The sequence below is a fragment of the Sphingobacteriales bacterium genome, from assembly GCA_016700115.1.
Lineage (GTDB): Bacteria > Bacteroidota > Bacteroidia > Chitinophagales > UBA2359 > UBA2359.
Genome location: CP064999.1, coordinates 677,975 through 690,512, shown reverse-complemented (window position 1 = coordinate 690,512; position 12,538 = coordinate 677,975). Strand labels below are relative to the sequence as shown.

Below are 12,538 nucleotides of genomic sequence, written 5' to 3'. Positions count from 1 at the left end.
AAACAGACTATTCAGCACAAGAACTTTCAGGAATCAACAGACATAGGATGTCTGGCAGATGTCCTTGTGTGCAGCAAATTCATGCTTTTGCATTTAGCTTCAATTTCACTTACATAAAAACTAACTGACAATAAATCGTATCACCGCAGGTTAGTCAAACGCAGGAGTGCTAAGGTGGAACCCGTATTGGGTACCTCGATCAACTATCATTACATGAAACGGGTCAACACCCGGGGAATGGAACAAGCAAACAAACATGTTCAAATGGCGGCCCTGACCTAAAACCTCAAAAAATATCTGAATTTTGGGCGTAAAACTCCCAATATCTTAACACAAGCCCTTCAAGCACCGATCAATTTGCCGACTAATACGGATAAACCTTGTTTTTTGTCTGTATATGCCAATTCTACTGCAACCAACCCTTCTAAAGCTATTTCTGCTCCAAGTTGCTTTATCAAAACCGGATAGAACACAAACCAGCAAAAGCCTTTAATTTGAGGGTAACGTTTTTTTAAAATCGGGTATTTAGTGGTTTTTAAGTAGTTGTTGAACAGTTACCCGTGTTGGCGGTAGTTCTTCTTTCGTCCGTCATAGTGAGTGATAAAATTCTTTGATTTTAGTCGCCATAAGTTTTCGTCTTGCGGTCAAGAAGTCGTTATAGTCGTCAATGCTCATTTGCATAATGTTTGTCGGCACAGCGTTCATTTGCAAGTTGTCCAAAAGCTCTTGCTGTGTTGAAAGTCCGCTAACTTGTTTGTTGTTGTCAAGCATTTGATTTATGATAACTTCAAAGTAGTCCTTGGGTGGTTTGTTCCCGACCTTGATGTTAATCTCTGACTGCATATAAACGTAGTTAGCAATTTGATTGTATTTGCTCCTGTCCAGCCCGTTCTTTTTCAGGTAGTCCTTTGGAAACAGATGATGAATGTCGCCACGAAGTGAAATAAGGTCGCCAACTAAAACGTCCTTTGATAAGAAGCCTCTGTCGTTGGCTTTAACTTGTGCTGCTAAAAAAACGTGGAAGTATGGACTAATTGCAACGGAAGTATCTAAACTCTGCGGAAGTGAAGCGTTCCAAAATGCGTCTGAAAGTTCGCCCTCTTCTTTTTCTTTCAGGTATTCGTCAAAAGGTTTCTGTGAAATTTGTTTGATGTCAAAGTCAAATGCACTCTCTGGTGAACCTGAATAACGACCTGTCAAGATGCTGTAAACTAACCAACGCCTAACATAACTTTCGATGGCTACTGAATTAACGCCTAACTCTTTTAATTTGAGGTAAACGATGTAAGCGAAATTGATTGCGTTTTGTGAACGGATAAGTTTGGGGGAAATAAACCCTGCCGATTTTATTATCATCAGAAACCGTTTGAAATTGGTTTCGTTGATGAAGTTTTTAACTCCTGTTTTTAGTGTCGCAAAAGATTGTTCAGCTATTGTGTCTTCGTATGATCGTGTTTCAAAGTTCCTTCCTGATAATAAACTTACCAAGTCGGAAAGTCGTCCTCTGTTGAATTGCGTTGTAAACGCAACACGAATTAAGTCGTTGTAGTCAGGGTCGTATAAATCTTCGTTTTCTGTTTTGAGCCATTGCATTTTTTGAAAGAACTCTGTCTTTGCAAATTCTTTGTCGTTGTCAACGATATGCTTGTAAAATTCAGGTGAAATGCAAAGATGACAGAAGTAATCAATGGCTTTGCGTAATTCATTCCCGTTGTACTCAGTGTTAGAAGCAATTTTGCTCATTGCAAAGTCAGCCTGACTAAGCACAACACCTTTTGAATTTATACGAATAAAAATCTCAGTAACTGTTTCAATATCCAAGTCTGCCGCTAACTCAATAATCCCGATTTGTTTTTTCGGAATGTTCATGAGGTTTGAAAAGGCATTACGAACTTGCTTTTTGTCAACGTCCGGGTTGAGTTCAAAATATTGGTCGGCAATTTCAAAAAGGTCTCCATTGATGGCTTGAGAAATGTCGGGAAGCCAAGTTTTGTCTTTTAAGATTGCTGGGTTTTGAACTTCAAATCTTTCGTCAATTGGGTTAAAGGCAATTTTGATTTTTACTCTTTCGTAGGTTTTGTTGATTACATACTGTCCAAGTATAGCTGCTGTCAATGCCGTTACACGTTGCTGTCCGTCTATGAGTATTTTTTTGCCCTCACTTAAACTTCCGTCTTTAAGTCGCACATTAGGATTTCTCCAAGCAATAACGTAACCAATTGGATAGCCTTGATACAAGCTGTCCATTAGGTCTCGAACTTTTGAACTGTCCCAAACGAAAGGTCTTTGGATTTCTGGAATTGCAATTTCTCCTGAGTTTACCCAAGCTAAAAGTGTCTCTATTAATTGTTGGTTTACTGCGTATTTCTGCATCTGTTGTCGTTAGTTTTTGTCATGTCGTTTAAGGTTTGCACTGTCGCCATAGCCTTTCCGGTAACGTCAGCCTGTGAAAAAAACTGCCAACAAAAATACAATAATATTTTAAATAGTGTCAAAAAATGAATAGTTTTACGTATGCCATACTTACAAGGAACTCCCCGTTGGTAGATGCAAATTATCTGTTTGGAGAGCAGCATTGGAACTGATAACCCTGTGAGGTTTATTGATTCTTTTGTTGAACATCTTTATTTGTCAAAATTGGGTTTTGATTTACAAACTTTAAAAAACATCCTATTCAAATACCTGAAAATTGAATGCAAAACTCCCAATATCCTAACACAAACTCTTCATGCACCGATGAATAATCCTACTTATACCGGTAAAACTTGTTTTTATCTGTATATGCTAATCCTACCGCAACCAACCCTTCTAAAGCTATTTCTGCTCCAAGTTGCTTTATCAAAACCGGATGGAACACAAACCAGCAAAAGCCTTTTATTTGAAGGCAAGGTTTTTTTAAATCGGGTATTTAGTGGTTTTTGAGTAGTTGTGCAGCAGATACCGCTGTTATGTGCCGTTCTTCTATTCTTCGTCATCGTCCGTTTCCTCATAGTTAAACTCAACTTTGCTTTGAATTACTACTTCGTCAAGGATTTTGTTTAGATAGCCTTGTTTCACAGCATCGTTAAATCCGTCGTTAAGGGTCGGAATATTTATCACGTCTTCAATGCAGTCCATAAATTTGGCGACTATGGCTTTGATTGAATAAGTTTTGCCTGCGTTGTCCCGGATTTTCTTTAAAAGGTCTTCAGTCGGTTCGGTTGATTTGATTACAAAAGTGATTGGATATTTCTGAATTTTGTCAATGTCGAGAAAGTATTTTTTGAAGTCCAAAGTTTCTGTTACTTGAAAAAATCGTCCAAGAGGTTTCATTACGAAGTCAATACCTCCGTCATTGGCGTTTGTTCTTCCTGTTTTGTAAAGTTTTAAATTCTCTTTGTTTAGTTTTTCAAGTTCATAGCCCCAAAATATATGCTGGTCGTGATAGAAATATTTGAGAATTGAATAACTAACAATTTCAAAAAGCCTTGCATCAACATTTGGTGCAAGCAAACCAATTACAAATTCCTCAATTTTCTTTGGTGTTGTTTTGCCAATCTCTTGCAATTCTTCACAGGACTTTACAAAACGTTGAAAAGCATCTTGTTTCGTCCTTGCGTATTCATCAATTATTTCAATGATAGCCTTTGCGATATTGAAGTTGGCTTTGCCAACTTTTATTTTCAAAAGGTTTTCATTTATCCAATAACGATTTGTTTCGTGGTTACGAAGTATTGGGATAAACTCTGAGCTTGGAAAATATTTTTGAAATTCCGAGTTCATTCTGTTGTTCAAAGCGTGATTTTGAAGTTTGCTACCAAAAGGCAATTCCCTTTGTCTTGCAAAAAGTTTGTTGAACAATGCACCTTCATACTTTGAGTAATCCCCTTTTTGGTCGTAACCATTGGCAATATAGTCCTCTATGATAACATAGATAGCGTAAAGGTTTGCGAAACTTGAACGAGATTTTGAACCCTTATTTGCAGAACGGGTTTTCTCGTTTATGTATTGAATTAGTTGGCTCTTATCGAAAATATCATCAACATTTTTGCCAAAGTGTTTTTCTAAAACCGATTTAATGTTTGCTGTGAATATATTTTCCATTTGGCTCTTCAAATAATTTTAAGGTGTTGGCGGTAGCCAACTTTTCTGTTTCAAATGTGCGGATTTCCTTTTCTAATTTTTCGCCTTTAAACTCTTTGGCTAACTGCAATCTCCGCAAGCCAATTTTTACATATTCTACTTGAAGTTCTATGCCAATGGAATTTCTGCCAAGTTCTTTTGCAACAAAGCAAGTAGTAAACGTTCCCGAAAATGGGTCCATAACTAAATCACCTTCGTTTGAACTTGCTTTGATAATTCTTTCAAGTAAAGCGATTGGTTTCTGTGTCGGATGATTTTCGTATTCGTCCATACGATAACGAACCCTTGCAAACTCCCAAACATTGCCAGGGACTTTCTCTGAACTGTAAACTGTCGGAACGGCTTTACGATAGTCAATAAGTTTGCGTTTTGCTCCTGTTTTTGCTTCTACTAAAATGTCGTTTGTGTTAAAAGTATAGTTGTTTTTGTCTTTTACACAAAACAAAATCGGCTCATACATTGAACCGTAGTATTTTTTTGCTTGAACGCCTGAACTGTCGTAATACCAAACAAGTCGGGAAAGTATGTCTAACTTTTTGCGAAGATAAATGTCAAAAAACGGCATAAACTGTGTCGCTGTCATTACATAAAAACTACCATTTGGTTTAAGTTTGTGAATACATAAGTCTAGCCACTCGTAGCACCATTCAAGGTATGCTTCTTCCGTTTTCCATTTTTCAATGTGTCCGTTGAAGTTTTTGCCAATGTTGTAGGGTGGGTCGGCAAAAATTAAGTCCACAGAGTTGTCGGGTAGCGTTTTCAATGCTTCCAAAGCGTCTCCATGAATAATTTTATGTTGTTCGTTACCTAATATTTCCATTTTCAAATTCAATTAAAAGTTATTTCAAATTTAGTCAAAAAACAGATTGTCAGTTTGTAATATTGTCTGTTTTTGTTCTCAGTTATTTCGTTGTTGCACCGTCTTTTAGAATGGCACATAACGTCAGCTTGTGAAAAACTCACTCCACAAAAATACACTAATATTTTAAACTGCGGCATACTTACAAGGAACACCCCGAAGGCAGATATAAATAATCTGTCTGGAGAGCAGCATCGGTGCAGATAACCCTGTTCGGTTTATTGATGTTTTTAGGAAATACTGCAAACATCCTACAACAATTATTTCTATCCAAGTTGCTTTATCAAGACCAATTAGCCCACCAATCAGCAAAAGCCTTTAATTTGAGGACAACTTTTTTTTAAAATCGGGTATTTAGTGGTTTTTGAGTAGATGTGCAACAGTTACCCGTGTTAGCGGCTGCCTTAGATTACATTTTGTAAATAAATTTCCAATTAGAAAGTTTCACCAAGTCGCCTAAACATCTCTATTGTGTTACAATATTGAACACCAAACGCATTACACGCCTCAGGTATTTTTATCTTGTTTCTTTTGTTTGGTTGACTTATTTCTTGAGTTGTTACAATGCGAGTTGCAGAGTTTGCTAAAGCATAAGCTACTAAATAAGCATCTGCTTCGTTCGCATCTAAGAATTCTGATAGTGCACTTGGTAAGTAGTGTGAGCTCATAGATGCAGCCCAAGTGGCTACTTGACTATATTGTTGTATTACAGTTGTGGTATCTTTGAAAAAGTCTTGTGGTAAATTGCTAACGCACCAGTGTTTTAGAGCGTCTTCGTGGTCAAACAATTCTATTTTTACCTTGTCAATACTTACAATTTTTTCATCTTCAGCCAATTGCTTCACCTTATTCCAAAAACTTTGAGCTACATCAAGTGGGTATGTTGCTCGATGTGCTTCTATGAAAAAATTGCTATCAACTATGAATATCGACATGCTGATTTAGAAATGTTGAGTGAAAAATTTTTGATAAGTATCACCCTTCAAACTTGTTAAACGATAAGCATCTCGATACAATAGTTTGCCTGATTTAACAGCATTGTTTACATGAGCTGCAAAAGTCAAGCTCAATCTCTTTTTTGTAGTAGCATAGAAATCTCCTCCGCCTATTTGATTGTCCTTTTTCTTTATTTCACGATTAATATATTCATCGTAAAAACTGTAAAACTCATGAAGAGTAATTTTCCCAGTATCCAATGCTCTTCTTGCAATTACAATTTCACTTACTTTAAAGTATCTAGAACAAGTCTTTATTTTTGGATATTTCTGCCAAACATCGTGGAATGTAGCTTGGGGAACTAAAAATTCTGCAGCAACTTTATCACAAAGCACTTCTATTGGATTGTCAGCAGGTTTTAACTTCTTAAAGTCAAATCCTGCACTATTGCCAGTCCAAATGTGAGCTAATTCATGAACAATTGTAAACATTTGAGCGGCTTTGCTGTCGCTATTGTTAATGAACATGAATGGGGCATATTCATCAACTAAAACAAATCCTCTACATTCATCAACTTCAATAGGGCGGTGCGTATTATTCTCAACAATCCCATTAAACATTGCTATTATACCAGCTTCTTGAATTTTATGTGTTAAGACATTTAGGGATTCTTCCCATGTGTCAAACTGGCTTGCCCAATTTTCTCTTAACCCAAGTGTTTGTCTAATATCGTAAACAATCGTTGCAATGTTTTCTGTTCCTTTGAATTTTCCAACAAAGGGAATGGGTTTAAAGTCATTATCTTTTAGATATTCCTTTAACCAATCTTGTCTTTGCAGCAAAAGCAAGATAGTATCATATACATTAACACTTACATTGGTTGCCTGTGGGTCGTTTGTTCTAAAAAAGGGTATAGGTAGTTTCTCCTCTGGGGGATTTGGTAAAAACAAATACCCAAAAGGAAGATAAACTTTTTTAGAAAAATCCTCAAGTTGTTTTACTGTCGGTTTTTTTTCACCCTTAATCCACAATTGAACATTGGGAACTTTTCCTATAAACTCGTGCAAGTCATAACCAGCACGGGCAATCGCCCATGTAAGCATGTTTGCACTTATGTCAAGTTCTGTCCTCATGTTGCTTAAAGGTAATTATTCCCTCTTTTGTTCACTAAATCAGGGCTAAAATTGTCAAAAATTGTGCCCGCCAACATCTACTTACACGCAAAAACCTGCGCATTTTTCAATTTTTTACTTTACCAAACTATCAAAGCGGCTTAGCATCCTTTGGATAATTCGATTGCTTACATGGGTATATCGTTTGGTGGTAGTAGAGCTATTATGCCCTAAAAGCTCCTGAAAAATTCGAAAATCGGGGACAGCCACTTCACTTACCCGCAAAACCGCAGCATATTCCATTTGTCAATTAAGCTTTAAATCTTAAAAATTACACTTACTGCTTGACAAATTTACCTGTTTTTTGATTACCATCCTTCATGATTATGAACATATAATAAAGTCCACTTGACAAATTTGAAACATCCAAAATTTGGCCGGGAGTATTCACTTTCCAACTGCTGATTTCTCTGCCATTCATGTCAATGATGGTAACGGACTGCCAATCGGGTTCCGTAAAAACGGACCTGCTTGCAGGGTTTGGGTAAATGCGGATTTGTAAATTTTCTGATGCAAGTTCTTCCGTCAAGGTGGCATTCGTGCTTATCGTAATGACTACTTTCCGGGTATTTTCTTTGAAAACCGCCACCTGCGGAATGACCACCAGACCGTCGTTCTGCACGGTTGCTGTGCCGCTCTGCAGGGTGTTGCCTGTGTCGAGGTCTGTTACTGTCCAAAAAACTGTTTGTCCGGTTAGGGGTTTGAACATCTGAGGCTTTCGAATGGCTAAGTCGGCGGTCAGAAAGTCTTCCGGCGAGTGGTCGTTGGAGAAAATAGAGTTGCTCTCAAGCCATGCCGTTACTTGCCAGGAGCTGAGCGATTCCAGCACATTTTCCCATCGGTGGTAGCCGCCCCAGGTACCCCAGTTGTCTCCGTCTCCATTGTTGATTCCGATGAGACCTGTACCGGGGTCGTTGTTTTTAGCATCAAGGCGGTGGTTGAAAAAAGCAGGGAAAGACTCATCGTTGTGAAACCGGGACTCTGCAAAATCCACATTGTCGAGCATAGTTTGCTGGGTGGCGGGGATTCCCATAATCCAGTGGTCATTAAAATCCGGTGCCAGGTCAATTCCGTGTGGGCGCTCGCTCCAGTGGTTTTGGGCTCCTGTACCGAGAGAGTCGCAGGTGATGTAATTTTCGACCACTGTGGGGCTCCATCGCATCGTGCCGTTGTTGTCATTTTTACCGTGCCAATGCCTGATGATCGGGATGTCGCGCAAGGGAGAGCAGTTGGTGTGCAAGTCCCAGAGGTCGTAAAAGCGGACAGCTTCGTTATTCCTGTTGGTCAGGTTAGTAGGAAAATTGTCCGCATTGGTTCCGAAAATGTAATTCGTGTTAGAATCATCCTCAGGGCCGGCGCAGCCCGTGTTGAAAATGGTTGCTGAGCCGTAATGCTCCGGGAAGCATTTCACCAAAGCCAGTGCACCGGCCGAGCCCATACTGTGGCCATGTATGTTGATGAGGTGTGTGTTCACATTAAAACGGCTTGACAGCCATTCATCCACCCAAACGTAGCGCCGCTGTGTGTAGTTGATGATGGTATCTGCCGAAAGCGTCAGGTTTGGCGTGAAAGGGTCATAGCTTTTACCCCAGCCGAAATGCCACGAGGGCTGGTCGGGGTGGGGCGGTGTGTCGCCCCTTCGGCCGTATATCTTGTCGTCATGCGCCACCAAAATGCCGTCTTGCGGGTTGATGTTGACCTCCTTTCTCGAACCTGCCAGCGACTGCCGAGCAATCCCGCCGCCGCCATGCAGCCAGACGGAAAGTGGGAAGGTGTTCGTAGTGTCGAGGTTGACGGGAGCACTCACCAGAAACAACCCCGGCATTCCGTTTTTGGCAGCATTGGCCATAATAGGAAAATCGGGACGACCCTCCCAGTGGTTCTGCCTGCCATCTGCCCACAGTATATAAGCAAAACAGGCATATCCGGTTGTGAAAGGAGAGGGGAATGTGCGCTGTAAATGACATTCCACAGGGTCGTTAAAGGGGTCGTAAGTAAACGGCACGGCAGCTTCGGTAATGTTTTGCCCCGGTGTAACGGCGTTGTCCCCCCACTTGGTAACTGCAAAATAAAGGGAGCCGGTCTGATGCGGGGTGAAAACAAACAGCCCTTCGAGAAGTGCCAATTGGTAAAGACCGCCCTGCCCATCGGGTATGCGGAAGGTGGCGGTCGTGTCCTGCAGGTTGTCTTTCAAGCCAAAGCCAAGGTATTCCAGGGCAAAAGGCCGGCCCACCAACGTGGCATCGGCGGTATTGGTAAACGAATTCGGGCTGGCGTAAATGGCATACGTTTCCTCAATCGGCAGACTGATTTCCCACACCACAAAAACCTGCCCGTCTGCATACCATGCCCGGACGTTGTTTTGGGATAAACCATTTAAACAGACAAAGAAAAGAAACAAGGTGAAGAATGATTTTGCTTTCGCTATTAATGTGTTATCCATCGTATTCAATTTTGTGATTTCAACAATTGTAGTAACATCATCAAGGTCTGATATACAAATTTAAGAAGTCAATTTTAAAAAAGCTATTTTTGGGTTTGCGGCAAAAAATATATTCCATGAATTGTGAGTTCTGCTCCTTTAATACAGCATAGATTAAGTGGGTTACTAATTATATAGCTATAAAATCCGAAATTTTTATTCAACCGGATAGGGTTAATAACAAGCTACTATAATCCGGTGAAATATCCTTTTTTACCATTAACTTCTAAAGAACCCAACTCAGTCCCCGATTTAGAGGCGAGTAACAAAAAACACATATCCTCTCTTGAAAACAGACCACCACGCCTCGAAAATTGGGCAACCATAGAACAAAAAACAACGGACACACCTCTAAAATCAGGGGGCACATCCTTTTTAACCATTTAGAATAAACAAAATTTGTTGCAAAAAATACGGTTGACAATAACTCAATGTACCCCTGCAATAACTCATTGCAGGGGTACATTAAAGTAATGCAGGGGTGCAATGAGTCTATGAGGAGGCGATTAAAAGCATTGCAGAGGTGCAACAAGTTTTTGCGGAGGTGATTTAAAGTATTGCAGAGGCGCATTGACCCATTGCCGAGGCACATTAAGCCATCGCAGGGGTACAATAAAGCAATGCAGGGGCACATTGCATTATTGCAGCGGTGAATTAACCTATTGCAGGGGTGCAATAAAGCTTTGCAGGGGTGCAACAAGGTTTTTTGGGGGCAGATTTGGGGTTATTGGAAGCATGAAAATGAGTGTAGTGGAGATGGATACAGTTTTTACGACTTTATCCCTAAAAAGCTTCGATTGGGTCGCCAATTTAAACAGAACCTAACCGGCTTACATCTGCAACAATTTGTTTTTTAGTTTGCAAATACCGTATTTTTACGTCAAACATTCCCGGTACTTCCCTATCCAAAATTTCAGCCATGAAACTGAATCAAGTTCCCCTCCTTTTGGCGGTTTCCGTTTTTATGTGGTTATTTGTCTTTTTTAAACAACCCGATATCAAGACTGAACTAACCGTTCAAACTATGCCTAAAAATACCGCTCCTATTGCTATTGCCATACATGGCGGTGCCGGAATCATTCTTAAAAAAGACATGTCCGACAGTTTGGAACAACGATACCGTCAGGCACTTTCCGAAGCGCTGCTTGCCGGTTATTCTGTTTTGGAAAAAGGCGGATCGAGCGTTGATGCCGTTCAAGCCGCCATCGTAATGATGGAAGACTCTCCTCTTTTCAATGCAGGCAAAGGGGCTGTATTGACCAATCAGGGGTATGCGGAGTTAGATGCCTCAATCATGGACGGCAACACCGGTAAGGCCGGTGCAGTAGGAGGAGTCAAAACGGTAAAAAACCCCATTCTTGCCGCAAGGATGGTGATGGACAACTCACCGCATGTAATGATGATTGGAGCCGGTGCCGATGATTTTGCCAAAACTCAGGGGTTGGAAATTGTTGATCCGGATTATTTCATCACACCCCTTCGCCAAAAAGCACTTCAAAACATAAAAGAACAGGAAACCAAATCGCCCCCTTCTGACGGAACCGGATTTAAAACTGAACTCAGCGAATCGGGCATTAAAAAATTAGGCACCGTGGGGGCTGTGGCTTTGGACAAAAACGGCAATTTAGCTGCAGGCACCTCAACAGGCGGCATGACCAATAAACGTTTCGGTAGAATCGGAGATTCTCCGGTTATTGGCGCAGGCACTTTTGCCTCCAATAAAACCTGTGCCGTTTCAGCAACCGGACACGGTGAATATTTTATCCGGAATGTAGCTGCTTATGATATATCGGCACTGATGGAATACCGGGGTTTGTCGGTAGAAGCGGCTGCCCGGCAGGTTATTTTTGAAAAATTACTGCCGCAAGGAGGTTTAGGAGGGGTAATTGCCATAGACAAACAAGGCAATATTGCCATGCAATTCAATACCGAGGGTATGTACAGAGGCTTGATGACCGGCAAAATCCACAAACCTCATGTGTTTATTTTTAAGGATGAATAGCGGGAAATAAATCTAATCTGATATAATTTCGGACAGACAGGATTGGTAAAAGCGTGGTTTGCCCGGTTCAGGCAATCGCCATATCCGCATTATCGTCTTCAAAGCCGGAACTACTGCCGGCTTCTGTCTCCTCATTCCGGCTAATCCAGAAAACATTGACATCCAGACCGGTTTGAATTTGAAGCCAGGTTTCCTGAATCAGTTCCAACAGCGCTAAAAATCTGAAAATAGCGCCTATGCGGTTTTCGCAATCGCTGAAAACCTCTTCAAAAGAAACGCGGCTTTTACCAACCATTAAAATCCGGAAATAATCTTTTTGCTGTCCGATGGTATAGGGGTGTTTAACTACTGAAAAACGAACTTTTTGATTCCGGTTTTCATATTTGTCCATTACTTGTGAAAAAACCTGCAGCAGTTTATAGAGCGAAATGGCCTCAATTTCGTTTTCTGTGCTGAATTTTTGGGCAATATATTCGTTTTCTTCTTCCAGATTTCCCCGTTCAAACCGCATGGAACGCGCCTCTTCCAAAGCCTCCATTTGTACGGAAACCTCCTTATATTGTTTGTATTCTAACAACCGTTGTACCAATTCCTGTCTCGGGTCTATTTCTTCACCGGCTTCATTCAGTTCTTTTCGCGGCAGCAACAGGCGGGCTTTTATGTGCATCAGGGTAGCAGCAACGAGCATAAACTCGCTCGCAAGGTCTATGTTCAGCCGCTCCATCAGGTGTATATAGTCCAGAAATTCATCGGCAAGCCGGGCAATCGGCACATCGTGAATATCCAACTCGTCCCTTTCAATAAAAAAAAGCAACAAGTCGAAAGGGCCTTCAAACTGCTCTAATTTTATATGATATGTTTGGGTTTGCATGGTCGGAAAGATTCAGCGGGATAACTATAATTCTGGTCACTCTGATGTTTAACACGCAATCATGCCGTAAAGATACAATATTGCGGGTTAGTTT

10 protein-coding genes and 1 pseudogene are annotated in these 12,538 nt (G+C 40.7%); 2 read left to right on the top strand and 9 right to left on the bottom strand.

Going from position 1 to position 12,538, the window contains the following annotated elements; genetic code table 11:
- The first annotated feature begins 117 nt into the window (after positions 1-117).
- Positions 118-279, top strand: a pseudogene (locus IPM47_02485) (transposase).
- Positions 280-588: 309 nt separating this feature from the next.
- Here IPM47_02485 and IPM47_02480 read toward each other — a convergent pair.
- From IPM47_02480 to IPM47_02445, 8 genes are all read right to left on the bottom strand, one after another.
- Positions 589-2,373, bottom strand: a complete 1,785-nt coding sequence (locus IPM47_02480) for a DUF262 domain-containing protein (GenBank protein ID QQS29844.1) — start codon at positions 2,371-2,373, stop codon at positions 589-591.
- Between the two features lie 588 nt (positions 2,374-2,961).
- Positions 2,962-4,083 (bottom strand): restriction endonuclease, encoded by a 1,122-nt coding sequence (locus tag IPM47_02475; GenBank protein QQS29843.1) that lies wholly within the window; start codon positions 4,081-4,083, stop codon positions 2,962-2,964.
- Positions 4,055-4,942: an adenine-specific DNA-methyltransferase gene (yhdJ, locus tag IPM47_02470; protein ID QQS29842.1), complete on the bottom strand. Its 888-nt coding sequence runs from the start codon at positions 4,940-4,942 to the stop codon at positions 4,055-4,057. The genes IPM47_02475 and yhdJ overlap by 29 nt, the downstream gene beginning before the upstream one ends.
- Positions 4,943-5,415: 473 nt before the next feature.
- Entirely contained in the window at positions 5,416-5,916 is a 501-nt protein-coding gene (locus IPM47_02465) for a DUF4411 family protein (protein QQS29841.1), read from the bottom strand.
- 6 nt (positions 5,917-5,922) lie between these two features.
- Positions 5,923-7,050, bottom strand: coding sequence for an ImmA/IrrE family metallo-endopeptidase (locus IPM47_02460; protein QQS29840.1), 1,128 nt, complete (start codon positions 7,048-7,050; stop codon positions 5,923-5,925).
- Positions 7,051-7,164: 114 nt separating this feature from the next.
- Positions 7,165-7,332, bottom strand: a complete 168-nt coding sequence (locus IPM47_02455; GenBank protein ID QQS29839.1) for a hypothetical protein — start codon at positions 7,330-7,332, stop codon at positions 7,165-7,167.
- Between the two features lie 34 nt (positions 7,333-7,366).
- A complete protein-coding gene (locus IPM47_02450; protein ID QQS29838.1) occupies positions 7,367-9,532 on the bottom strand; it encodes a T9SS type A sorting domain-containing protein in 2,166 nt (721 codons plus the stop codon).
- A 227-nt stretch (positions 9,533-9,759) separates the two neighbouring features.
- Positions 9,760-9,954, bottom strand: coding sequence for a hypothetical protein (locus IPM47_02445; GenBank protein ID QQS29837.1), 195 nt, complete (start codon positions 9,952-9,954; stop codon positions 9,760-9,762).
- Between the two features lie 536 nt (positions 9,955-10,490).
- On the opposite strand from IPM47_02445, the gene IPM47_02440 reads away from it, so the two are divergent.
- Positions 10,491-11,573, top strand: a complete 1,083-nt coding sequence (locus IPM47_02440) for an isoaspartyl peptidase/L-asparaginase (GenBank protein ID QQS29836.1) — start codon at positions 10,491-10,493, stop codon at positions 11,571-11,573.
- Positions 11,574-11,640: 67 nt separating this feature from the next.
- Here IPM47_02440 and IPM47_02435 read toward each other — a convergent pair whose 3' ends face one another.
- Complete coding sequence (locus tag IPM47_02435; GenBank protein ID QQS29835.1) at positions 11,641-12,444, bottom strand: segregation/condensation protein A; 804 nt, start codon at positions 12,442-12,444, stop codon at positions 11,641-11,643.
- Between the last annotated feature and the right edge of the window lie 94 nt (positions 12,445-12,538).